General features: G+C 49.7%; 18 protein-coding genes. 5 read left to right on the forward strand and 13 right to left on the reverse strand.

Features of this window, described 5'->3' with window-relative positions; all coding sequences use genetic code 11:
• Positions 1-3 precede the first annotated feature (3 nt).
• A complete protein-coding gene (locus tag ACZ5PT_RS02020; protein ID WP_464265143.1) occupies positions 4-1635 on the reverse strand; it encodes an ATP-binding protein in 1632 nt (543 codons plus the stop codon).
• 492 nt (positions 1636-2127) lie between these two features.
• Between ACZ5PT_RS02020 and ACZ5PT_RS02025 the strand changes: the two genes are divergently transcribed.
• On the forward strand, positions 2128-3342 hold the full coding sequence (locus ACZ5PT_RS02025) for an IS256 family transposase (RefSeq protein WP_464263630.1): 1215 nt from the start codon (positions 2128-2130) through the stop codon (positions 3340-3342).
• A 251-nt stretch (positions 3343-3593) separates the two neighbouring features.
• Here the strand turns inward: ACZ5PT_RS02025 and ACZ5PT_RS02030 are convergent, their stop codons facing one another.
• From ACZ5PT_RS02030 to ACZ5PT_RS02040, 3 genes are all read right to left on the reverse strand, one after another.
• Positions 3594-4997: an amidophosphoribosyltransferase gene (locus ACZ5PT_RS02030; protein ID WP_464265144.1), complete on the reverse strand. Its 1404-nt coding sequence runs from the start codon at positions 4995-4997 to the stop codon at positions 3594-3596.
• A gap of 1000 nt (positions 4998-5997) precedes the next feature.
• Positions 5998-8703: a hybrid sensor histidine kinase/response regulator gene (locus tag ACZ5PT_RS02035; protein WP_464265145.1), complete on the reverse strand. Its 2706-nt coding sequence runs from the start codon at positions 8701-8703 to the stop codon at positions 5998-6000.
• A gap of 526 nt (positions 8704-9229) precedes the next feature.
• Positions 9230-10404 (reverse strand): IS3 family transposase gene (locus ACZ5PT_RS02040; protein ID WP_464263224.1). Its coding sequence is split into 2 segments (ribosomal slippage): positions 9230-10134 and positions 10134-10404, totalling 1176 coding nucleotides; the frame shifts between segments, so codons are not numbered across the junction.
• A gap of 284 nt (positions 10405-10688) precedes the next feature.
• On the opposite strand from ACZ5PT_RS02040, the gene ACZ5PT_RS02045 reads away from it, so the two are divergent.
• Positions 10689-10853: an FmdB family zinc ribbon protein gene (locus ACZ5PT_RS02045; RefSeq protein ID WP_464265146.1), complete on the forward strand. Its 165-nt coding sequence runs from the start codon at positions 10689-10691 to the stop codon at positions 10851-10853.
• An 81-nt stretch (positions 10854-10934) separates the two neighbouring features.
• Here ACZ5PT_RS02045 and ACZ5PT_RS02050 read toward each other — a convergent pair whose 3' ends face one another.
• Positions 10935-11141, reverse strand: a complete 207-nt coding sequence (locus ACZ5PT_RS02050; RefSeq protein WP_464265147.1) for a hypothetical protein — start codon at positions 11139-11141, stop codon at positions 10935-10937.
• 214 nt (positions 11142-11355) lie between these two features.
• Positions 11356-11517: a hypothetical protein gene (locus tag ACZ5PT_RS02055; RefSeq protein ID WP_464265148.1), complete on the reverse strand. Its 162-nt coding sequence runs from the start codon at positions 11515-11517 to the stop codon at positions 11356-11358.
• Positions 11518-11644: 127 nt separating this feature from the next.
• On the opposite strand from ACZ5PT_RS02055, the gene ACZ5PT_RS02060 reads away from it, so the two are divergent.
• Together ACZ5PT_RS02060 and ACZ5PT_RS02065 are read left to right on the forward strand one after the other, a co-directional pair.
• Entirely contained in the window at positions 11645-12751 is a 1107-nt protein-coding gene (locus ACZ5PT_RS02060; protein WP_464265149.1) for a glycosyltransferase family 4 protein, read from the forward strand.
• Positions 12752-12786: 35 nt separating this feature from the next.
• Positions 12787-14952 carry an amylo-alpha-1,6-glucosidase gene (locus ACZ5PT_RS02065; protein WP_464265150.1) on the forward strand — a complete coding sequence of 722 codons (2166 nt, stop codon included), beginning with the start codon at positions 12787-12789 and terminating at the stop codon, positions 14950-14952.
• Between the two features lie 599 nt (positions 14953-15551).
• On the opposite strand, the gene ACZ5PT_RS02070 is transcribed toward ACZ5PT_RS02065, so the two are convergent.
• The 5 genes from ACZ5PT_RS02070 to ACZ5PT_RS02090 form a co-directional block, all read right to left on the reverse strand.
• Positions 15552-15956: a CBS domain-containing protein gene (locus ACZ5PT_RS02070; protein WP_464265151.1), complete on the reverse strand. Its 405-nt coding sequence runs from the start codon at positions 15954-15956 to the stop codon at positions 15552-15554.
• Entirely contained in the window at positions 15953-16303 is a 351-nt protein-coding gene (locus ACZ5PT_RS02075) for a P-II family nitrogen regulator (RefSeq protein WP_464265152.1), read from the reverse strand. The genes ACZ5PT_RS02070 and ACZ5PT_RS02075 overlap by 4 nt, the downstream gene beginning before the upstream one ends.
• Before the next feature lie 10 nt (positions 16304-16313).
• Entirely contained in the window at positions 16314-17147 is an 834-nt protein-coding gene (locus ACZ5PT_RS02080) for a DUF1538 domain-containing protein (protein ID WP_464265153.1), read from the reverse strand.
• The gene (locus tag ACZ5PT_RS02085) at positions 17147-17881 is read right to left on the reverse strand and encodes a DUF1538 family protein (RefSeq protein WP_464265154.1); all 735 of its coding nucleotides are present in this window, start codon (positions 17879-17881) and stop codon (positions 17147-17149) included. The genes ACZ5PT_RS02080 and ACZ5PT_RS02085 overlap by 1 nt, the downstream gene beginning before the upstream one ends.
• A 98-nt stretch (positions 17882-17979) precedes the next feature.
• The gene (locus tag ACZ5PT_RS02090; RefSeq protein WP_464265155.1) at positions 17980-18474 is read right to left on the reverse strand and encodes a DUF3124 domain-containing protein; all 495 of its coding nucleotides are present in this window, start codon (positions 18472-18474) and stop codon (positions 17980-17982) included.
• 1202 nt (positions 18475-19676) lie between these two features.
• Between ACZ5PT_RS02090 and ACZ5PT_RS02095 the strand changes: the two genes are divergently transcribed.
• Complete coding sequence (locus tag ACZ5PT_RS02095; RefSeq protein WP_464265156.1) at positions 19677-21626, forward strand: ATP-binding response regulator; 1950 nt, start codon at positions 19677-19679, stop codon at positions 21624-21626.
• A gap of 1160 nt (positions 21627-22786) precedes the next feature.
• Here the strand turns inward: ACZ5PT_RS02095 and ACZ5PT_RS02100 are convergent.
• Together ACZ5PT_RS02100 and ACZ5PT_RS02105 are read right to left on the reverse strand one after the other, a co-directional pair.
• Entirely contained in the window at positions 22787-23368 is a 582-nt protein-coding gene (locus ACZ5PT_RS02100) for a hypothetical protein (protein ID WP_464265157.1), read from the reverse strand.
• Entirely contained in the window at positions 23331-24068 is a 738-nt protein-coding gene (locus tag ACZ5PT_RS02105) for an NAD-dependent epimerase/dehydratase family protein (protein WP_464265158.1), read from the reverse strand. Before ACZ5PT_RS02105 ends, ACZ5PT_RS02100 begins: the two co-directional genes overlap by 38 nt.
• Positions 24069-24096: the final 28 nt, after the last annotated feature.

The following is a 24096-nucleotide window of genomic DNA, read 5'->3' on the forward strand; positions in this document are numbered from 1 at the left end:
AACTTAAGCTTTCTCGTGAATAGGTAGACAGATTGAGACCCTTGTGCCAACTCCCGGTTCGGAGTCGAAAACCAGACGTCCTCGGTGTTCGGCGATGATCCCCGCAGAAACAGAAAGGCCAAGACCGGTTCCACCTTGTTCACGCTTGGTCGTGTAAAAGGGATCGGTCAGTTTGACAATCTGATCGGCGGCGATCCCGACTCCTTCATCGCTGACTTCAAGAATCAGTTCATTACCTTGCGGGTTGACAAAAGTGCGCATGGCGACAATCTGTTCCGGGCTGGTGAGGGCCTGACAGGCATTGATCAGTAAATTGATGATGACCTGCTCGATCCGATGGCTATTGCCGATGAATTCGGGGAGTGTGGCACTATAAGATGTCTCGATGTTGCAAGTGGATTTTTTCAGTGAACCTTTGACCAGTCTTACGGCAGCATCAGCGACCTTGTTCAAGTTGACAAACTCCTCAAGCTCGACACTGTCCTTCCGGGCAAAATCTTTCAGATCATCGACGATTTGTTTAATCCGTGTGGCCCCGTCCTTCAGTTCAGTGAAGACTTCAGCAGACTCTTCCCTGAACATTGAATATTTAAGACCACCGATGAAAAAATCGCCCTCTTCCTGGTAGCGCTGTTCCAGGGTCGCCTCCGCCGTTTGATAGATTTTCTCCAGCACCGGCAGGTTATAGAGGATCAAGCCGGTCGGGTTGTTGATTTCATGAGCAACTCCGGAGACCAGAGTTCCCAAGGAGGCCATTTTGTCCGCTTGCAATAACTGCTGTTGTTGCAGAGCCAACTCCGTGGAACGCCGCTCGACTTCCTTTTTAAGGGAACGATTCCAGAAGACAAACGTGCAGACGGCAAGAATTAGCGGGCTGAAAATTAACTCGCCGATTTGCATCCGGCGCGGGTTTTCAGCGTTGCTTACCGATTGGTCTGAACCGAGCCAACGATCATGGATTTCTCGTTGCAGGCCATTATTATGCAAGGCAAGCAGGCTGTCAGTAAAGCTATCGATCACGCTTTTATTCTTCGTTGTCGCAATATAGCCATAACGCAATACCGGGAGCAGTTCTCCTGCTTGAACGATACTGCCTTTTCCTAATTCATTTTCGAGATATTGGACATGGCGATTCAGATAAAGGTTGGATAAATTGGCCAACAACGCATAGTCGTAATTCCCCAAAGCGACTTGACGGAGCGCTTCTGCATGAGTGTTGACCAGCGCGAGATCGGCAGTAATTTTATTGTGTTGCAAAACCCTGTGCATGATGCCGTCTCTTTTGACGACAATTTTTTTACCCTGTAATTGGTCCAGCGACGATACCTTGGCAAGAGGCTTCCGATGGGAGAAAACCTTTTGTTGCACCTGCGTGTGGGGAGTAAACAGTAACCCGTCCTTATCTGCTTCGGCTTCCATCACACCTTGCAGAATATCGATCCGGCCGGTTATCAAGTCCTCACGGATCTGACCTTGTTCTCCCAACAGAATCTCAACATCAACCCCCATCTCCGTTGCCAACGCTTTCGTCAACGCAACATTATAGCCGGCTGGTTCACTGTTTTCGTCTAGATACTCGTAGGGGGGATCGCTATGATTACCACCAACAACAATGGTCCTATGGGGATTGGACACTTTTCCGCCCTGGGTCAAAAGCCCCGGTAGAAAAATGATTTGCAACAGGAGTAACAGTAGAAAAAATACTGGGATTGGCATCATGAAGCTCAGTCAGCGAAACAAATAAAGATTACCTATCAACTAAGAGAAATACTTAACGCATTATGTCCCCTTTTGTCCAGAATAGGAAAGTTAGAATTAGGGGAAACTATTCTTTGTGGAGGGATTGGAGCATTGTGCTAAGAGAGTCTCCTCAAGAAGAAAGCTCAACCTTCCTCCTCCTGACACTTGGAAAACAACCAAAGGAAATCTGCTTGCAGGCAGAAAGGGAGAGATAGAGTCGACTTATCGGACAGAAAACGCACCGATTTCTGCCTGAAATTCTAGTCCAGCCGAAACCGTTCTGTAAGTTGTACAGTATTATTTTGACAGTCTGGTTGTCTGGAGGGTGTAAAATCTTTTGTGTAAATGCTCCCAGTCGGTTACAACCCGTAACCACTGGAGGAACTGATGACCATACCCGACGACTTGCTCGACTCCCTGATGAAGGATTACAAGAATCCTGAAGATCTTATCGGGGAAACTGGGCTACTGAAACAACTGACCAAACAGCTTCTGGAACGTGCAATGAAAACCGAGCTGACCGAACATCTCGGCTACGAAAAGAATGCTCCGTCAAACAACAAGGCTGGTAACGCCCGCAACGGTAGCTACCAGAAGAAGGTCAAAGGCGAGTTCGGCAATCTTGACATTACCGTTCCCCGTGACCGTGATTCCAGTTTTGAACCGATAATACTGCCTAAAGGGCAAAGCCGCTTCAGCGGTTTTGATGACAAGATCATCGCCCTGTATGCCCGTGGCATGACGACCCGCGATATTCAGGCGCATTTGGAAGAGATGTACGGTGTAGAGATTTCACCGACGCTTGTTTCCCAAGTGACGAAAGCGGTCCAAGAGGAAATCGTTCTTTGGCAGAACCGGCCGCTGGATGATATCTGGCCGATTGTTTATCTCGACGCCATTCGGATCAAAGTACGGCAAGAAAATCGAGTCATTAATAAGGCTGTTTATCTTGCCGTTGGTGTCAACCTTGATGGCCTCAAGGAAGTCCTTGGCATGTGGACCGCCGAAACTGAGGGTGCCAAGTTCTGGTTGCAAGTTGTCACAGAGTTGAAGAACCGGGGCGTAAAGGATATCTTCGTCGCCTGCGTCGATGGCCTGAAAGGCTTTCCTGAAGCGATTGAGACAGTCTTCCCTGATACACAGGTTCAACTCTGTATTGTTCACATGGTGCGGCACAGCTTAAACTACGTTTCCTGGAAACAGCGGAAAGAGGTCGCCAAGGATCTGAAGGCAATTTACTCATCAGCGACTGTCGAAGAGGCCGAGTTTAACTTAGAGCTGTTCGAAGATAGATGGAACGCCAGTCACCCGACAATTGCTAAATCCTGGCGACGCAACTGGGAGCGGATTACGCCACTGTTCTCATATCCGTCCGACATACGCAGAGCGATTTACACGACCAATGCCATCGAATCGGTGAACATGTCACTGCGGAAGGTCACGAAGAACCGGGGATCGTTTCCCAATGACGAATCAATGATCAAGCTGCTCTACTTAGCGTTACAGAATATTTCAAAGAAATGGACAATGCCGATCCACAACTGGCGATCGGCACTGAATCAATTTTCGATTATATTTGAAGGGCGAATGCCGCTACTCTGACCGACTGGCCATTTACACAATCTGCGTTACAGGCCCGTTGTCTGCAAGGTCGGGCATTATTGAAAGTCGCGCATTGCAGTAAAATCTATCTGATAAATGTAGGGCACAGCAAGGATGGCCCATGATTTAGTAATCATGGGCCATCCGCGTGTTTAAAGGGGTCATGGAGAACGCTCTCAGGGGAGGGTTTTTCTACAGCCTCGTTAGGCTTCCCGTATGAACTTAATTTTGTGTAAATAACAAGTCAAATCCTAATAATAACTTGAGCCATCCCAACAATGAGTACAAAGCTTCTCTTTTGGTAAACCTATTGCTTCTACCAAATCGTTAAGGTCTTGATAAATCAATGAATCAATCCCCAGGTCCTCAGCGATAAGTTCAACCATCTTTTTGTATTCCGGGGTGCTTGAATCTGCATATTTCTCAAGATTCTTCTCTTCACCTTCAAGCGCTATGATGGCTTTTCTTGTTGCCAATTCCTTGGTTGATCGTGATTGTGAAAAGTTCAGGTAATCACATGGATAAGTCAGCGGAGGACATGCAATTCGCATGTGTACTTCCTTTATCCCTGCTTTTCTTAAATCAGCCGTATTATCTTTAAGTTGTGTGCCACGAACTATCGAATCGTCAAGGAAAACTGCTTTACTGTCCTTGATAATTGCATTGTTGGGTATAAGTTTCATTTTAGCCACCAACTCTCTTACCTTTTGATTTTGAGGCATAAAGCTTCGTGGCCAGGTTGGGGTGTATTTTGAATAAGCCCTTTTATAAGGGGCACCCTTTTCATTGCTATACCCGTATGCGTGTCCGACACCGGAATCCGGAACTCCACAAACAAAATCGGCCTCAACATCGTCCTTTTTTGCAATGGCAGCTCCGCAACGATAGCGAATCTCTTCAGTATTTATACCTTCGTAGAAAGAAGTCGGATAACCGTAATACACCCACAGGAATGAGCATACCTGCATTTTCTCATTGGCAGCCTTAACGGTTTTATAGGCGTCAGCGGTAATTTCCACGACTTCCCCCGGACCGATATAGTATTCAATTTCGTAACCGGTATTTGGGAATGATGATGTCTCTGAAGCTACTGCGAAAGATCCATCCTTTTTACCAATAACGATTGGCGTTCTGCCCAGTTTGTCTCTGGCTGCGATAATTTTATCGGGAGTTAAGATCAAAAGAGAGCAAGATCCTTTGATTTTATTGTGCACATTCTTAATTCCTTCAACAAAACTATCCTTCTCGCAGATAAGGTTGGCAATAAGTTCGGTAGGATTTACATTTCCATGGAAGTTTTGAGTAAAATGCTTTTTCTTGGCCAGAAATTCTTTTTCCAGCTCATCGATATTTACGATTCTACTTACAGTAACAATGGCAAATCTTCCTAGATATGAGTTGAAAATAATGGGTTGGGGGTCGGTATCACTAATTACACCCATGCCCAGTTTTCCTGAAAAATCTTTTAGTTCTCCTTCAAATTTTGACCTGAAGTATTCACTTTCCAGGCTGTGAATCGATCTTTGGAATCCATCTTCCTCATTACAGAAAACCAATCCACCTCTTTTTGTGCCCATGTGTGAATGATAGTCCGTACCGTAAAAAACATCGTAAATGCATTCCTCTTTTGAAATAGCCCCGTAAAATCCGCTCATAATTATTATCTTTTTTGGTTGAGTTGATGGGAAATTGCTTTTCAGTGATCGCGCCTTTGGCGCTGTGAACCGCCCCACTCTTGACGATCTTCGTATTAAAATCAACATATTTAAGCGATATGCCGCTGTCAATCGAAAACCCCGGCCGACAAGGCAAAAGCTGCCGATTTCAGAACATTCCGCTGATTTTATTTTGCACCATCCCTGTAATCGGAAACTCTGGAAAACAATTCATATCAGTTACTCGCGCCAGGTTTTGGAGAGTTTTTTTTCGGAAGCGGAGGGGGGCAGGCGACGTTCATAAGATTATTAAGTTTCGGACCTATCCACGAAAAAAAGGTGATTCAGCTTCAATGCCCCGAAATCTAAGAGAAAGCCACTTTTCAATCGAAAATGATGGTCAGCAAATTGCGCTACCCAGGAATCCGCTTGTAACGGCGCTTTGCTGAGAACTCTTTAGTTACAACCTTTGTTTGGTGGATAGAACCGTTAAGTTTAACGTTTGGGGCCGGTAAAAGTGAGTTCATTACGATGTTCAAAAAAGCACTCGGATGTACACTTGGGCAATACTTTAAAACTGGGTAAAGATTGACTAAATATAGTAACAAAATAAAGCCCTGGTCCGTTCCGGGGCTTCTTCGTTTTCGCGTCTCGAAAGTAGTAAGTTTTGGCCTATCTTATTCTAACAAGTATCGACTTGTAGAACATGGAACAGAGGTTACTTCACCTCGAAAATACCAACGTGGTCAAGCGTCTCGGAAGTTGCTCCATATCTAATTATGGGTCTGGAGGTCGGCTGGATCGAGCATGTGCTGAATATCGCCACTTCCAGTAAAAATTGTCTGATTAATGCACCAAAGCAAGAATGGCCCATGATTTGGTAATCATGGGCCATTCGCGTGTTTAAAGGAGTGACATTTAGGACACTCCCCCCCGATTACAGAGCCAAACATGAAGATAGTTTCTCTTCGATAATAAGTTGTAATTATCAGCCACTTCGTCACGCCATAATCCGTGCAACTGTCTTCGCAAGTTTATACATGGTGTATGGTTTTTTAATAACCTCCCGAACGCCCAGTTCTGTGAGCGCAGCAATCCTCTCGTCCTGCATGAATCCGGACGCCAGAAGCACTCTTACATCCGGATCTATCCGTTTCATCTCGATGAAGGCATCAATTCCAGATTTCTTCGGCATGATCATATCCATGACAACCGCCTTGATCTCATGGCTGCGCTGACTATAAATCGATACGGCAACTTCACCGTTTTCCGCCAGGATCACTTGATAGCCGCACTCTTCAAGAATTGATTTTGCCGCCTGACATATGGACGGCTCATCATCGACGACCAGAAGCAGCCCATCTCCCATTGGAAGATCCTGAAGACTGTTACCCGTAATCGCCACTGCGTCACCCGAAAATACCGGCAGGTAAATATTAAAGGTCGAACCGATCCCCTCCTCGGAATACACCTCGAGAAAACCATTATGCTGCCGGACGATATTATCGACCATGGCCAAGCCGAGGCCGGTTCCCTTACCCAGTTCCTTGGTTGTAAAAAATGGATCGAATATTTTATCAATGGTTTGGGTATCCATGCCTATGCCGGTGTCTTGCACCGACAACAACCAATATTCCATAGCTTCCGCAGCCTCAGGGTGAGTGGCGCAGAAATGGCGGCCAGCCTGCAGTCTTTCCGTTGCAATACTCAGTTTGCCACCGTGAGTGTCCCCTGCCTCCCTCATGATTGTCATTGCGTGACTGGCGTTGACGCAGAGGTTTAACAGTACCTGCTCGATCTGTCTGGAGTCTGCATGGACCATGATCGGTGTTTCAGGGATGACGGTAGAGATATCTATCGATTTATCAAAGGTATTTTGACAAATATTCATCACATGGCTGATAGTAAATTTAAGATCAACCAGGGCAAGAGATGCCTCCTGTTTTCTCGATATCACCAAAAGCTGTGCCACTATTTCGGCGGCACGGTTGCCAAGGTCGACAACGACTTCCAGTTTTTCGCACAACTTCTCTGGGCTGAATTCCTTGCCTCTGCGAATCTGTCTCTCCAGAATCGTCACTGTTCCAAGGATACCGCAGAGCACATTATTGAAGTCATGTGCCAGACCACCCGCCAGTGTGCCGACCAGTTCCATTTTCTGCATATGGCGGAGTTGCTCCTCTTTTGTCTCGATTTCGGTAATATCGTCAAGGCGAAGGACAATCTCTCTGTCGTTCTCACAGGCATCGGCAGCCAATGGAAAAATTGCAATATTGAAGTAGCGCTTTGTCCTGTCAGTGACCAACTCCCGCATCAGGGTTCTGGGAGCATTGTTTTTCAAAACGTCTTCAAACGTACCCCTGTACTTGGCCAATTCCGGTCTGATCTCCCAGAATATTTTTCCGATGGCCTCAGCAGCCGCAATATCGGTATTGTGTGCGGCGGCGGCATTCCAGTGTGTCACTTCCCCTTTACTGTTCAACGAAAAAAGCATCGACGGCATCGAGTCAATGATATTTAACAGGTAGTTCCGCAGCTTGATAAGCTGCTGTTCGCGCGTCAGGATCATTTGCGCCATGGAGTTGAAAGCTTTTGCCAGTCTGGCCACCTCATCGTCGCCGCGGACGACGGAACGAACCGAATAATCTCCAGCGCCCAGAACGGTTACATCATGAAGCAAATGGCCCAAGGGGCGGACAATGAAGCGGCTCACATAATAGGATGAGAGAGCAGTAAACAACAGCACCAGCAGGGCCAGAGGAATAAAGGTATAGAGCAGTCGATTTGCGGGCGCCTCGATCGCGGAGAAGGGGACGGTGACCCCCACAACCCAGTTAATTGCATTTGTACCGGTCAACGCAGCGATCTTGCGCCCTCCCTGAAACCGGTATTCGGCGGATATGTGTGTGTCGCCGGGACGCACCGCGGCGGCATCCTTGCGCAGCGAAGCCAGTTTAAGCGAGGGCTGGGGAATGTCGGCAAACTGCCTCGTCTCCTTGATGTAGGCGCCCTCCGCCGGGGTCAGGTCGTCGAGCGTGGCATAGCGAAGCGCCGGGTCATAATACGCCAGCAAAACCCCGGTGCTGTTGACGATAAAGACCTGGACGCCGAGCTCATAACTGCGGCGGATTATGGAGTCTATCTCGTCAATTTCAAGTTTGATGGCTAATATGCCGCCAACGTCCTTGCCTGAAACAATGATGGGAGAGGAGAGATAGATGCCTGGCTTTCGGGATGTAATGCCGACCGTCCAGTCGCCGACATAATCCAGTCCCTTGCGAGCCTCCTTGAAATAGGGGCGCATGCCGTAGTTTTTTCCGACAAACGAGGGATTAGTCGAGGCGAGGCATTCCCCTTGCGGATCCATGACAAATACTTCGGCAATGTTCTGCGTAATGCCTGCCCAGTGCGCAAGCCATGAAGAAAGTTCGGCAATTACCGCGGGGTTGTCGGAGCGTTCCAGAAAACTGCGGAGTTCGCTGCTGGCCACGGCGTAGCGGGCGATATTTTTTTTGGAGACGATGAACGAATCGACCTGAACCGCGATCTCTCTTGAGTAGCTGTTGATACGCTGCATCTCTGTATCGATGGCGGCATCGCGGTCACGCTTGTAGAGGTAGGCCGTCATTATGGTGGCGGGTAACAGTATCAGGACGGCGATGGCGAGCGCGAGTCTGGCGACCAGCGGTAAACGAAAGATCTTCATATTAATCTCCAAGGCTACAGCCGCTGGCTACAGCTTGAAGCCGTCATCCAAAACGGTATACAGTTTCCTGAACTGTCCGGCCGCATTACGCATCTTGATCAGATTGGCAATTTAGTCCTTCGGTTTGTCCGGGTAGGTGGAAAAATACTGGACTCTGACTTCGACAATTACGATATGCCCAGTCTCCATGATTCGACGTAGACAGCGTTTTGCTTAGCCATTGCAAACTGTCTTTTCTTAAGCATCTTCCACATTATAGCGTATGAGACAAGCGTTTTCTTGTGGTTCATCAGCTAAGCGATATCAGCCCGGATTATCTGTCGGCTGCGGTCTTTGAATCGCCGGTAACCGGTGTTCGTCAAGCTGGGGTAGGTTGAAAAATATGGCCACCAAAGGGCCAACCTGATTCCAAATGGTTGGGTTATCTTGCTTGTTGTTCCGGAATGGGGCCTTGCTTCATGTTGGCCTGGAGAAAGAAACCGTTTCTATGCTGAGGTCGGTCGTCAATAGTGGACACCAAATGACCTCAAGCTGCATTTAGTTCTCTGTAATAATTTTGTTCAAAGGCCGCAGGCGATAAATAACTCAACCTTTTCTGTCGCCTTTGCCTGTTGTAGAAGATTTCGATGTATTCCGTAATTTCCCGCATCGCCTCTTTTCTGGTGGCGTATCTACGATGGTGAACCAATTCGTTTTTCAATACTCCCCAGAAGCTCTCTATCGGGGCGTTGTCATAGCAATTCCCTCTGCGACTCATTGATGGTCGCATGCCGAACTGTTTCAACAGACGTTGATACTCTTTTGAACAATACTGGCTGCCCCGGTCTGAATGATTGATCAGGTCCGGTGGCGGACGCTTGGCTGATACCGCTCGAAAAAGAGACTGACTGACCAAATTCTTCGTCATTCTCTCGCCCATTGCATATCCAACGACTTCCCCCGTGAAGAGGTCTTTATGGCCAGCAAGGTACAGCCAGCCCTCGGCAGTGGGGATGTATGTAATATCAGTCACCCACGCTTGATTGGGGGCCTCGACGTCAAACTTTTGCTCAAGCAGGTTCTCGGCAACAGGAAGCGAATGGTTAGAGTTTGTCGTGGCCTTGAACTTCTTTTTTTGCTTGCAGCTGAGGCCAAGCTTCTTACGTATTCGCTTGATCCGATGGATACCGACATGAACTCCTTGCTCTGCAAGGTCTTCCTGTAATCGCTCGGGACCATAAGTTTCCCGAGTCCTCTTGTGGGCTGCCTTGATCTCAATTTCGAGTCGCTTCTCCTCTTTTTGGCGAGGTGACTCGGGCTGTTTCAGCCAGGCATAATATCCACTTGGCGATACGCCAAGTGTTCGACAGAGGATCGGAACTGAATAATTGGGCCGCATCTGTTTTATCAGCGCGTACTGGGCAGCGACTCCTTGGCAAAGTACGCGGCGGCTTTTTTTAAAATATCGCGCTCCTGCTTGACCTGAGCCAGTTCTCGCTTAACTCTGGCAAGCTCCAGTTCGACCTCGGTTAAGGGGCGTCGGTGGTCTCCGATATCCCTTAGCTTGCCTTCCTTGAACGCTCTCACCCAATTTTCAAGGGTTGATTTCGGCAAGGAAAGGCGACGTGACACCTCATAGGCGGACACTCCACCTTCAATAACCATTTTCACAGCCTCATCCCGAAACTCCTTCGAGTAGCGGCCGTTTGGACCTCTTTCCATTCTGACACCTCCATTGTGAGAACTACTCTAAACTTTGGTGTCCATATTTTTCAACCTACCTCAGATTCCTTGGGAACGCCTTTTGTCGAGTGTTTTTTTGTCCTAAAGGTCATTTTCTTTAGATTTCGAGACATTGAAATCCCACTTTTTTTTCGTGGATAGCCCCCTCTCCTGGATTGACAACGAAACTATATGAGGCAACATTTAAAAGTGTAGGGCGGAGACTCGGTTCTAGCCCTTGGAGTGTCTAGCGATTCATACCATAGTTATTTGAGGAGGACCCGATGCCTACCTACGAGTATCGCTGTCAGAAATGTCTTGAAATTTTCACGGTTGCCCTGAGCATGGCTGAACATGATCAGGGCCGGGTCGAGTGTCCCAGCTGCCACGGAAAGAAAGTGACCCAGCAGTATACGGCCTTCTTTGCCAAGACCAGTAAAAAGAGCTGAGTGCGCTAACGACAGGAACCATACGCCAGCGGCCTGATGCCGGGGGAGAGGATGGCAGCGTTACGACTTTGTACGCGTTCCCTAGGGGGAAGAGATGAGGTAAAACAGGCTAAGGACGCTACCGTAGAGGGAACAACTGACGACCCGATAGGGATCGCCGGTTTTTGCGGCTTTCACGATCAGAACGACCAGACCGAACAGGCTCAGGATCGCAGCTAGCCCATGTGTCAGACGGTTGGCGAATTCTTCCTCTTTGGAATACGTAACTAAATGGTAGTGTAGCGCCATGCCGAACCTCGCAATGATTCAGGGGACAGTCTCAAGCATAACAGGCGGTCCACTGAATTTATCTGTCAAATCGGTTCATTGATATTTTGAAAGATCTCGTTTGGCTAGAGAGTCGAAAGTCCCTATCAATCAGACACAGAAAAGCCCACCCGGCAATCGGAAGGGCTTTTATCATTTATCGGGGACTGTAGGACTATACCGGTTGCACCGACCGTCAGACCATGGTTTTGGGAGGAGTAAGTTCCGAGACATTTTCATCCGGTAGCAGGTCTTCGGCCAGCGGCCAGTCAAACAAGGCACTGGATTGAAGGGTAAGTAGGAAGCCGGTTCCGATCAACAAAATCTCCCTTTGTTTTTCTGCTCGTCGTGTTGACACTGTAAGATTCCTGATTAAAATTAACTGGGGTGCAAAAAGGGCCCCCTTCATTAAAATGGGACTCCAGGCCGAGGGATGACAGGCGTTTTTATGCCAACCATCGTCATAACAGGGGTCAGTCTGAATCATGAAAATTGCCCAAGTAGCCCCCCTCTACGAGAGCGTTCCGCCAAAATGCTACGGCGGTACCGAACGCATCGTCTCCTATCTGACAGAGGAACTGATTAGGCAGGGGCACGATGTGACCCTTTTTGCCAGCGCAGACTCAATCACTAGAGCACGCCTTATTCCCTGTTCGGATACTGCCTTGAGGCTCTCACCCGACTGCCTAGATCCTCTGGCTCCTCATGTTTCGATGATGGGGAAAGTTGCCAAGAGCGCTGGTGAGTTCGATATTATTCATTATCACATCGACTACTTACACTTTCCCCTCTCACGCTTGAATCCGACTCCCAATCTCACCACCCTCCACGGCAGGCTTGATCTCCCTGAACTCGGCCCCCTCTACCGGGAATTCTCCGAGATGCCTATCGTCTCAATCTCGGAGGCCCAGAGGATGCCAATCCCCCAGGCTAATTGGGCGGGAACCGTCTATCACGGGCTGCCAGAAAATCTCTACAGCGTCCATGTAAAGCCTGAGGGGTATCTTGCCTTTCTCGGCCGCATCTCACCGGAAAAGCAGCCCGATCACGCTATCGAGATCGCCAAGCGTTCTGGGATGAAGCTCAAAATCGCCGCCAAGGTGGATAGGATCGATCGGGAATACTTTGAGCGCGAGATAAATCCGCTGCTCAACGATCCGTTGGTCGAGTTCATCGGGGAGATTGGCGAAGATGAAAAAGACGATTTCCTCGGCAATGCCAGCGCCCTGCTCTTCCCCATCAACTGGCCCGAACCTTTCGGCATGGTGATGATCGAGGCTATGGCCTGCGGAACCCCGGTGATCGCCTACCGCAACGGCTCGGTCTCCGAAGTCATCCAAAACGGGGTTACAGGCTTTATTGTAGAAAACCAGGACGAAGCGGTCTTAGCGGTGGAAAGGGTTTCGGAGCTAGACAGAGAGCTCTGCCGCGAGGTCTTCGAAAGGTGTTACTCGGTAGCGAATATGGCAGAGGGCTATTTGAAGCTCTACAGTGAACTGATTGCCATGGAGAACGAGCTGCTCCTACCGCCGATGTCAGTCGTGAGCCAGTCTCTGTCCGCAGCCACTAGTTTACTGCCAATTCGAAAGTAGCAGATGAAACATTAGTGACACTCAAGGAGTCCGTTGTGGAAGAAATCATCCGCGTTAAGGATCAATATTACATCCTCGCCACCTCCTCCTTGGCCGACGACCGCACGCGGGTTCTCAAGCAGGGCGAAACCTTTGCGGTCTTCGATTGTCGCGGCGACATTCACCCTGTCGGGCTCGGTGAACAGGGGGTTTTCCATGAGGGGACAAGGTTCCTTTCCCACCTCGAACTCTTCTTCGGCGACAAGCGCCCTCTACTTCTCAATTCGACCGTCAACGACCAGAATGAACTCCTCACCGTAGACCTGATGAACCCCGACATCTCCATCGACGGTGAAGTTCACATCCCCAGGGGATCCCTGCATATCTTCCGCTCGAAATTCCTCTCGCAGGAAACCTGCTTCGAGCGCCTCCGGGTTGCGAATTTCGGTCTCACCCCGGTAACAGCCATCCTTTCCCTCGCCTTCGATGCCGACTTCAGGGACATTTTCGAGGTCCGGGGAATGCACAGGGTAAAGAGAGGCCGAAAGCTGGATGCACAGATCGACGATTGCTGCATCGTCCTCCCCTACGAGGGTCTCGACGGAAAGATCAGGCGGACGAGGCTCACCTTTTCGCCGCAACCGGAAGAACTGACCGAGTCGGAGGTGCGCTTCAAGGTTGATCTCGCCCCCCAACAAGAGGCTCTGTTCTTCGTCACCGTCTCCTGCGACAGCAAAGGATGCGAACCGCGCCTCTGCTCCTATCAGTCCGATTTTGATAAAACCGTAAGTGCGTTGCGACAGACCCGGAAAAATGGCTGCGAAATCGAGACCTCCAATGAACAGTTCAACCGGTGGCTGTCCCGCTCCTTTAACGACCTGAGCATGATGATAACCGAGACTCCGCACGGCCCCTACCCCTACGCTGGGGTCCCCTGGTTCAGCACCGCTTTCGGACGCGACGGGATCATCACCGCCCTGGAGATGCTCTGGGTTAACCCCGAGATCGCCAGGGGTGTTCTGACCTATCTCGCCGCGACCCAGTCCACGGAACTGAACCCGGAACAGGACGCCGAACCAGGAAAAATCATCCACGAGACCCGCGAGGGAGAGATGGCCGCCCTGGGGGAGATCCCCTTCGGCCGCTACTACGGAAGCGTCGACGCCACCCCGCTTTTCGTCGTCCTTGCCGGAGCTTATTTCGAGCGTACGGGGGATTTTGACTTGATCCGCTCAATATGGCCCAATATCCGTAAGGCCCTGGAGTGGATCGACACTTACGGCGATGAGGACCGGGACGGTTTCGTGGAATATGTTCGCCACTCCTCCACCGGTCTTGTCACCCAGGGATGGAAGGATTCCTGGGATTCCGTCTTTCACGCCGACGGGTCTTTGGCCGAAGGCCCCGTAGCCCTCTGCGAGGTACAGGGTTATGTCTACGATGCCAAGCTTCGCGCCGCGCAACTTGCTGAGCTTATGGGAGAGATCGAACTCGCAGGAAATCTCAGGGCCGAAGCCAAGACCCTGAAAGATCGTTTCCATCGTGCCTTCTGGTGCGAAAAGATATCCAGCTATGCCCTGGCCCTTGACGGAGAGAACCGTCCCTGTCAAGTGCTTGGCTCTAACGCCGGGCACACCCTCTTTTCCGGTATAACACGAGAAGATTATGCAGCGCGTGTCGCAAAAACCCTTCTGGCGGAAAACTTTTTCAGCGGCTGGGGAATCCGCACCGTCGCTGCCGGCGAAGCCCGATACAACCCCATGTCCTACCACAATGGCTCGATATGGCCCCACGACAACGCCCTTATTGCCCAGGGTTTGGCGCGCTACGGTTACACGGCGGACGCCATGAGGGTGCTTGAGGGCCTTTTCGCCACCGCCCAGCAAATGGACCTGTACCGTCTACCCGAACTCTTCTGTGGCTTCTCCAAGCGCCAGCGTTCGGGGCCGATCGTCTATCCTCTCGCCTGCGCACCCCAGTCCTGGGCGGCCGGCTCCGTCTTCCTGCTACTCCAAGCTTGTCTTGGACTTTCGGTCAGCGCGGAACAAAAACAGATCCGCTTCCACTACCCTGTGCTGCCTGATTTCATCGACGAAATGCATATAAGGAATCTGCAACTGGGCAAGGCAAGCATTGATCTCTCGTTCAAGCGATACGCCCTGGATGTTGGCATCACCGTTGTTCGCCGGGAAGGGGTGGTGGAGATCGTTGTGATTAAATGAATAAGAGGGAAGGGAATCTTGCCTGGCCGCTAAGTATGGGCACAGGCCTGAGCCGATCTGATCGACACACATCAGAAGGGGTCTAAACGTGCGGTGGTGCTGGCTGACGAGGCAATAGGTAAGCGTATCCTAAGGGGAATACCAACTGAATCGACGCTAGGTGAGTAGACATTTATCAGTCTCAAAACTAGTAACTGTTGACCGACTCCCGCCAGCCCCGATTCCTGCAAGTGTCGACTTGTGGAACATCGAGCAGGAGCAACTTCAGCTCGAAAACGTCAACCTGGGGCAAGCGTCTCGGAAGTTGCACCACAACTAATTATGGGTATGGAGGGTGGCTAGATCGTGCATTACTGTAAATCGCCACTTCCAGTAAGTTAATGTTAGATAAGTACCCTATTCAAAGAAACGCCCATGATTTGGTAATCATGGGCGTTTCGCGAGTTTAAAGGGGTGCTTTGCAGTAAAAACTGTCTGATTTATACAGCAAAGCAAGAAAGGCCCATGTTCAGGGAACCATGGGCCTTTCGCGTGCTTTAAGGGGTAACTCAGGCACACGGGCTAATGTTCGTGTGCCCCTGCATTCATAGCTTCTCGCCCTAAAGAGGACAGCTGATACCCTTTAGAACAATATCTTGGTAGCCGATAATACCTAGAACCTGTTCATCTTCAATCACGGGGGCCAGGGTCAGGCCAAAACGATCGAAAAGCCGGGCACAGTAGCGTATATCCATCTTGGGGGATACCGAAATGATGGGCTTGGTCATGATTTCATAGACATTGATCCGGTCTGGGGAGCGGTCTTTGGCCAGCACTTTTTTGGCAATGTCCGCCGGCAAAACAATTCCGTATTCGTCATCATCGCTACGTTTGCGGATTATCAGACACGCTACTTCCTTCTGTCGCATGATTGTCAAGGCTTCCCGCACTGTCAGGCGGCCGTCAACAATACTATATTTTCCATTCATGATTTCACGCACGCAGACTCGCGATTTATTGCTCATCGTATTTCCTCCACAACGGAAGTTAGTTCTTTAATTTGATGGGCAATACCAACGGCATCCTCGACATCGAGCTGAATGGCAATGCCGGTCCCTGGAGCTGTGTCAAATTCCCCCACGTTTCCAATCGTTTCAAGGATTTTCCTGCTGAGGTGCTCCTCAACCAGAAAGATCAGAACATCTCTTTGGGTTTCAAGGGAAAGACCAAAAAAAGTTTTCGATTGTTTGAGACCTTCACCCCTCGCATTGTGGATGACGGTAGCGCCGGTAGCGCCGGATTGTCGGGCCGCATCCATCACCGCTTCGGTTTTGGTATCTTCGACAAAGGCAATAATCAGTTTGAAATGCATATCATCGCTCCTATTGATGCGCCGGTGGCGCGGGATTGTTGTTTTGTGTAGATTCCTCTTCTTTTTGTTGCTTAGACTGGGTACGTCGTGCCCTGTACTGCGCCAGCTGGGCATAACCCATTACCGTTATTATGGGAAACAGGCTGGCAAAAGCAATCAGGCCGAAACCGTCGAGTAGCGGACTGCGCCCAGGGACTGTTTCGGCTAAACCAAGACCTAGAGCGGCAACCAGCGGAACAGTTACGGTTGAAGTGGTCACTCCGCCGGAGTCATAAGCCAGAGGGACAATCATTTTAGGGGCGTAAAATGTTTGTATTACCACCACAATATATCCGCTGATGATGAAATAGTGTAGCGGGATTCCGGTAACAATTCGATATGTACCAAGGGATATTCCGATGGCGACACCGACCGCAACGGCGATGCGAAGCCCCCAGACACTGATGGCACCGCCTGAAACCTCATTGGCTTTAATAGCTACGGCAATTAAAGATGGTTCAGCAACAGTGGTACTCGCCCCAATTGCGAAGGCAAACAAGTATACCCAATAGTAATCCTTCCAGTCAGGAACACTTGTTACGCTCTGTACTCCCGTCAGAATAAAATCGGGATCGGTCAATTGGGTCGCCATCAGACGGCCTATAGGGAAGAGTGCTTTTTCCAATCCAAGAAGAAACAGCGCAAGGCCGATGATCACATAGGTAAATCCGATCAACACCTGTCGCATCTGCGGAATAGGTTTGCGGATGACAAAGAATTGAAAGCCGAAAATAATCGCTACAATTGGTAGTACGTCTCGCAGTGTTGAAAAAAACATTATAAATAAATCGGAAATAATCCCCATCAGATCACCATTCCATAAGCCATGACAAAGATCATCGGTGAGAGGGAGGCAAAGGCGATAAGCCCAAAACCATCGAGCATTGGATTGCGCCCTTTAATGCTGGATGCCAAGCCCACACCCAAAGCCGTTACCAGGGGAACTGTAATGGTCGAAGTTGTGACACCACCAGAGTCGTACGCAATTCCTATTATCTCCTTAGGGGCGAAGATCGTCATAAGCACGACGAGGGAGTAGCCGATGACGATCATCAGGTGGATCGGCCAGCCTTTAAGGATACGCAACACACCGAGTACAATCGCCAAGCCGACAGAGAAAGCAACAACATAGCGTAAGCCGCTCGCGTAGGATTGACGTGCCTCACTGGAATTTTCAATCATTCCGCCACTCGCAGCCACTTCAGCTGCTTCTGCAGAAACCGCGATCAACGCAGGCTCTGCTACAGTGGTGCCAAAGCCAAGAGCAAAGGAAAAGCAAAGCAACCAGAAAACACTGCCTTTTCGAGCGAATGCATTGGCTAAGGATTCTCCGATTGGGAAAAGTCCCATTTCCAAACCGTAGATAAAAAAGGTCAGTCCTAATACAACAAAGATAATGCCAATGCTGAGGTCAAATAGATTTGGTAGTGGTTGCTGCAATACCACTATCTGGAAAAATGCGACGACGAGAATAATAGGAGCAAGGTCACGCAAGCTGCCCGCAGTCGATTTGCCCAGAGCCAATAATGGTCGATTCAAACCGGACTCCTCTTTTAGGTGAAAAGTAGATCATTTAATCAGCTTTTACAGCTGATAAAAGATGACCATCATCCATGAAAGCTAACTCGGCTATTTGGTCATAACGTCTCCTTTTTCTCTTTGAGAACTCGGCTGGGGCTGACAAAGGAACGACCATGACTCCCAACCATTAAGGATTCAATAATGGGAGTATTAACTGCGTTCTCAGCATTCCAGCGAATAATGAAATTAGCTCCGATCCCGGCTTCTTGGTCCTGCTCTGATAGATAGATACGGGCGGTTTCCAGCGGGGCCAGATTGATAGGTTCAGGGTAGAAGTTTTTTAGCAGCAGGCCTTTTGTATCATAGTAGTGCGCAGACAAAACCTTGATTTCATTGTCAATATCGACGTTCCTGATAACCACAATGTTTGTCAGACGAATCGGTGTTTTTTTGGCTGAAATAAAAAGTTCGGAGTAGACAGGAACGTAAACTGTTTGGGTTTTGGCCACAGTCCCCTTGGCAACAGCGAAGGTGTCTTGTGGCGTTACAGCGATTGTCAGCAAAGTGACAATCGCAAAAATCCAGAAATACAGTCTTCTATTTGTCTTCACAGTGGCTCCTTCTCTAGGCATGCCAGCATACTTATTACTCTTTTCCCCAAAAGCTCATACGAATGTCGGCAAAATCAAGACGCCGCAAAATCAAGACGCCGCAAAATTAATTGCCCTCTCACAGGCACGATTGTCCTCAACTGAAAGATCAGTTGCTAGCAAGATGTTTTTCATGCTGCCCCCCCCTCATTCGCCAATTTGTTTTCAATCCTGTGCCGTGTTCTTGGCGTGTCGAAAAGCGGCTATTCTTTAGTTCCTGATTACGGCGTAAAACTCGAAATGCAATATTCAGGTATTTCTGTGGTGTAACGAACGAAAGAAATTGGGTGGTAGGTCTAAGTCAGCAGTACGATCGTTTTAAGGCATGTCAACGTAGAAGATGGGAATTGATAGTGGATAGAGGAATTGCTGCGGTAACATTTAATAGGCAATGGGGTATTAATACGAGATGTAGAAGAGTATTCAAGGACAACTTCGGATGAAACAGACCTTTTCAGTCTGGGGCGAGGTTTTACAGTTCTATAAACTTTCTGGTCGCCAGAATCTCTGGATGCGGAAGCGCTTGCCGTGACGACACTAGAATCTACCGAGGAGCTAGCCGACGGCACAGAATCAGTTTCAAAAGAACAAATCGAGGTGTTGCCCGCAGTTGGGCAAAGACCCGTCAAAAGGAAAAAAAACAGGCTGAATATGATAACTATTTTTTGCGAGGACCTTGATGTCATCTGCATACTTTCCAACCAATAAAGATTTCTTAGATTAGGCCAATCCCAAGTCTTATACAACTCTAATCGACTCAGTTGTACTTTTAAACGCAAAGCAATTGGTTTAGGTGCGGGGGGGGGGGGACCGGCTAAGCTTCCGACTCCTACAGGTGTTCACTTATCGAACATTGAACGAAGGTGTTTTCGGGACAAATTACCTATGTGCCAGGATAGTTGTCACCTCTGTCTCACATGCTCTGAAGTCAAACATGCATGGCAGATCGAACCTCCGCCTTGCCACAATGGAGAAAAAAGCTATACTCAAGGGCTGGGCAAGGTTGAGGACGGGGTAAAAATACTGCTCGCTATTGAATCCTTGATTGGTGTCTCTGAAGAAATATGTCGAACTGCAATTGCAGCAGAAAATAACGTGGCATAATATCGGCCGTGATGGCTTACGGGTGCGCTGAGGTTTTCGGAAAAAAAGGGGGGGGTGAGATGCTTAAAAACAGACCCAAGTTGTTGCTGGTAGATGATCATCCAGAAAACCTGGCAGTTTTGAAGGGGGTGATTGCCGCCAGCGTTCCCATGGCTTTTCTCGAGACAGTCGGGAGTGCCCAGGAGGCCCTTGAGTGGATCGCCGTCCATAAGTTTGACGGTATTATCAGCGATATGCAGATGCCGGAAATGGATGGCCTCGAACTCTGCCGGCGGCTCAGGTCCGCTGCCGCGACCGTCGATGTTCCGATTATCCTGATTACCTCGCACCTTTCAACGTCGAAGCTCCGTGCCGAGGCTTTTGCCGCCGGAGCCATCGATTTTATTTCCCGGCCGATCGACAATGTTGAACTGGTTGCACGAATTCATAGCATGCTGCGAGTCAAGGGGACGGAAGACCGGCTGCGTACCACCAATGCCGATTTAACCCAGCGGGTCGTCAGGCAGAGCGTCTCACTGCGTGAATACCAGAAGGCGGTGGAAAGCTCCCCTGATCTGGTGGCGACGATCAGTGCCAATTACCGCTACCTGATGGTTAATGAGACCTTTGTTCGTTACCATTGTCTCGACAGCGAGCGGATTATCGGTCGGTCCGTATCTGCCTTTTTACCAAAAGAGACCTTCGAGGATCTGGTTCTGCCCCGACTCGATGCCTGTCTGCGGGGCGAGACTGTTGAGTTTGAGACCACGCGTACGTTTCTTGACCTGGGCACGCGGCACCTTTTGACCCGTTATTTCCCCCTAAAGGGGAAAAATGGCCTTATCGAGGGGGTGGTTGCCATCATTCGGGACATCACCGAACATAAGCAGCTGGAGGAACAACTCCAGCAGATGCAGAAGATGCAAGCCCTCGGGACACTGGCTGGAGGCATTGCCCATGATTTCAACAATATTCTGGCTGGCTTGTACGGTAACATCTCACTGGCCAAGGTAAAAATGACAACAGATCACCCAGGGTTCCGGTTCCTCGAAGCGGCCGACAAATCGATGAGCAGGGCAACCCTTCTCACTAATCAGTTGCTGACCTTTGCCAAAGGCGGAGCGCCAATCAAAGAAAGTTTGAGTCTGGGAAGTCTGGTCGAAGAAGTTGTCCATTTCAATCTTGCCGGCAGCAACGTTAAGCCAGTCATTACCGTGGAAGACAACCTGTGGCTGGCCAAGGCAGATCAGGGACAGAGTCAACAGGTGTTCGGAAACCTGACAATCAATGCCAAGCAAGCCATGCCCGACGGCGGCCATTTGTATATCACTATGGGCAATGCAGATATTGCAAAGAACACCGTGCCGGGCCTTGCCGAGGGGAGATATATTCTGATCACTGTGGCCGATGAGGGTACGGGCATCCCCCCCGAACTCCTTGATCGGATATTCGATCCCTATTTCACCACCAAACAGACGGGCAGTGGTCTCGGTCTGGCAACAATCTATTCCATTATCAACAAGCACGGTGGCCACATCAGCGTCGCTTCCCAGCGTGACAAAGGAACGACCTTTACCCTCTTCCTGCCCGCTTCTGAATCACAGGAACTGCCGCAACAGAAAGCTGAAGTCGAGACCTCGGCTCAAGGACAGACCGCCAAAATTCTCGTCATGGATGATGAAGAGATGATCCGCAGCACAATCACCGAAATGCTTGAGGAATTATCCTTTACGGTTGAAACAGCGGCCGATGGTCAGCAGGCCATGGACCTGTATCAACAGGCGTTAGATATCGGTGACCCTTTTGATCTTGTCATTCTAGATTTAACCATCCCCGGAGGGATCGGAGGGCAAGAGACAGCCAAAAATATTCTGCGGATTGATTCAGGAGCGAAAATGCTCGTTTCCAGCGGCTATGCCGATGACCCGGCCATGGCGAATTACACTGAATATGGCTTCAAGGGTGTTGTCACAAAACCGTATAACCTCAATAAGCTGTCAGCCGCAATGTATCAGGCTTTGGGGAAATAGAAGTTGCGGTTTGACAGACTGTTTCGAGCGAGGAGGTGGCTGTTTACTCACTACTTATCGGACGTTGAACAAGGTTGATTTCTCTCAACACTGCTGACCAGCCAAAAACGTCTCGGAAGTTGCTTCATATTGAATTACGGACCTATCCACGAAAAAAAGGTGATTCAGCTTCAATGCCCCGAAATCTAAGAGAAAGCCACTTTTCAATCGAAAATGATGGTCAGCAAATTGCGCTACCCAGGAATCCGCTTGTAACGGCGCTTTGCTGAGAACTCTTTAGTTACAACCTTTGTTTGGTGGATAGAACCGTTGAATTATGGGTCTGGATCTAGCTCCATCCGCCATGTCTTGAATCTCGCGCAAAGCAACACATTGCAATCTGAAATGTGTCTGCAGGGTCCATGAATCTGGTTTTGCCGTGCGGCATTTTTGATGCCTGCGGGGGTGGTTTTTCTGTGGTCTAAAGTTGCAGCTCTGTGGTCTCGAGGTTCCCTGGAGGTTCCGGTGATAAGGTCTGCGCATCGTCGGAAAGCGAGGCAGAGCATCGTGTTGCGCCCCAAGGCGTGTGGATAAGACCGTCATGATGGCTAAGTTGCTGAAAATAAAAGAAATCGCAATTTCTGCCAAGGTGCCTAGATTTGAATATTTCTGTTAAAAGTACTGTGATAACGGTATGATGGATGGAAGTTGGCAAGGCTATGTTTTTTTTGGTAACAAGTTCCTACGGATCAGAAGGCCGGGAGTTCGAATCTCTCGTGGCGCGCCAATAAAATTAACGGGTTAGCTCATTTTTGAGCTAACCCGTTTTTCGTTTTTGTCTCCCTGAGGTTCCCTGGGTGGTCCGGTGATAGAAAGTCGCTATGGCTAGTCTGTCGGCCCGATGCCGCCAGAGCAATACTAGTAGCCACCCTGCACCCGTTAGGGTCGCTAAGGGGCGTTAGCGGGCGTATCTGCTATACCTCCCCTCGTCGGTTCACTGCTCCTAGGATAGGAGCGATCCCTATGTGTCAGCGTAGTTGTCACATAGGGCGGTGGATGTCATTATCGGTCAACTTATAAGAATCCCCCAGCCCGCATAAGCAGGCTGGGGGATTCTTATGATTCGGAAATGGTGACTTACAAGACAGACCACCCGATTCCAGGGTGGGCTTTTCCTGCGCTCATGCAAGCTGAAGCTGCTTGAGCGAAGCACAGACAGCAGACACATTGATGTCTGGAACAATCCTCAATTCAAGTACCGTCACCCCGTTAAGGTCAACCTGATAGTCTTCTACCTCATGGGTCGTGCTTGGTGGACTGAAACTAAACTGCTGGCGCACAATCTCCCGGTAATTCTGCAGCCCATCCACTGACCAGCGCAACACGAACTCTTGCGTGCGGGCCTGATTTTCTTCCTCAAATTCCAGGTGGATTCGCCTGATCCTTAGTGGTTCGGCAAAGAGAAGACGGACCGTCTGCTCCCCAGGGTGCATCGCTCTCCAGCCCGGCCCGGTGCCGGGAATGATGGCTGACTCGATCGGGTGGGCAGCATTTTCGGAAGTGAGCTCGATTTCCGCGAGAGGTTCCAGATCCAACCAACCCTGTTCGGGGGGTGATAATTCCTTCGAACTTTGCTTGATAATCCGCTTGCGCATCAACACACCTCCCTCTGATTCATGCAATGTGAAGCTGTCTACGGGCTCCGGCCAGCTTGCCGGTTCACTCTCACCGGCGTGACGCATCATCCTCTGGATGATAGCCAAGATCTTCCCTTGCGTTGGCAATATCCCAGTGCCCGTCTCTGTTGTTCGATACACCGTAATAGATCCCGAACTTTATATCGGCGACAAGACTCTTCTTCAGCAACTGAATCAGGTCCCTATGGCTGAGCCAGATTTTCCGGCTTCTCGCATTTTTGGCGGGATCGTCATCGCTTCGGACCATACCAATCCTGAGACAGGCCGACTCCAATCCGAAGCGATCGTAATACTCTCTGGCCAATGCTTCCCCGAAGAGCTTGCTTACCCCATAATCGCTGTCGGGCCGCACCGAATCGCGGACGGTGATCAGACGAGAGACATGGTCGCTCTCAGAGCCAGGAGGAAAGCTCTCATAGCCGCCCGTCACATGGTTCGAACTGGCAAAGATGATTCTCTTGGTTCCGTTTACCCTTGCCGTTTCGTAGAGATTATGGGTTGCAACGATGTTGTTCTTCAGCACCGAGGGCCAATCCGCATCCACCCGGGGATCAGCTGCAAGGTGAACTATATAGGGTACGGGAGCAAGCTGCTGCACCACCGCGTGGATCTGTTGGTAGTCCGAAAGGTCGGCGTAAAACGTGCGGCCCCCTGAAATGGCCGACTTATCCACTCCGTATAGTTCAAAGCTGTCGGCCAGTCCCGTCTCTAAAATGGTCCCGATCTTACCCGCTGAGCCGGTAATGAGCAGCTTTGGTAACCTCATCTCAAACCTTTTCGATTAAGGTGTCTAG

This window comes from Desulfuromusa ferrireducens (genome assembly GCF_055389805.1).

Coding starts and splice junctions, on each gene's coding strand:
- ACZ5PT_RS02105 (WP_464265158.1), bottom strand. CDS start 24,068: ATGAGGTTACCAAAGCTGCTCATTACCGGCTCAGCGGGTAAGATCGGG.
- ACZ5PT_RS02030 (WP_464265144.1), bottom strand. CDS start 4,997: ATGAGCGGATTTTACGGGGCTATTTCAAAAGAGGAATGCATTTACGAT.
- ACZ5PT_RS02050 (WP_464265147.1), bottom strand. CDS start 11,141: ATGGCGCTACACTACCATTTAGTTACGTATTCCAAAGAGGAAGAATTC.
- ACZ5PT_RS02075 (WP_464265152.1), bottom strand. CDS start 16,303: ATGCATTTCAAACTGATTATTGCCTTTGTCGAAGATACCAAAACCGAA.
- ACZ5PT_RS02025 (WP_464263630.1), top strand. CDS start 2,128: ATGACCATACCCGACGACTTGCTCGACTCCCTGATGAAGGATTACAAG.
- ACZ5PT_RS02035 (WP_464265145.1), bottom strand. CDS start 8,703: ATGAAGATCTTTCGTTTACCGCTGGTCGCCAGACTCGCGCTCGCCATC.
- ACZ5PT_RS02060 (WP_464265149.1), top strand. CDS start 11,645: ATGAAAATTGCCCAAGTAGCCCCCCTCTACGAGAGCGTTCCGCCAAAA.
- ACZ5PT_RS02045 (WP_464265146.1), top strand. CDS start 10,689: ATGCCTACCTACGAGTATCGCTGTCAGAAATGTCTTGAAATTTTCACG.
- ACZ5PT_RS02070 (WP_464265151.1), bottom strand. CDS start 15,956: ATGAGCAATAAATCGCGAGTCTGCGTGCGTGAAATCATGAATGGAAAA.
- ACZ5PT_RS02095 (WP_464265156.1), top strand. CDS start 19,677: ATGCTTAAAAACAGACCCAAGTTGTTGCTGGTAGATGATCATCCAGAA.
- ACZ5PT_RS02080 (WP_464265153.1), bottom strand. CDS start 17,147: ATGGGGATTATTTCCGATTTATTTATAATGTTTTTTTCAACACTGCGA.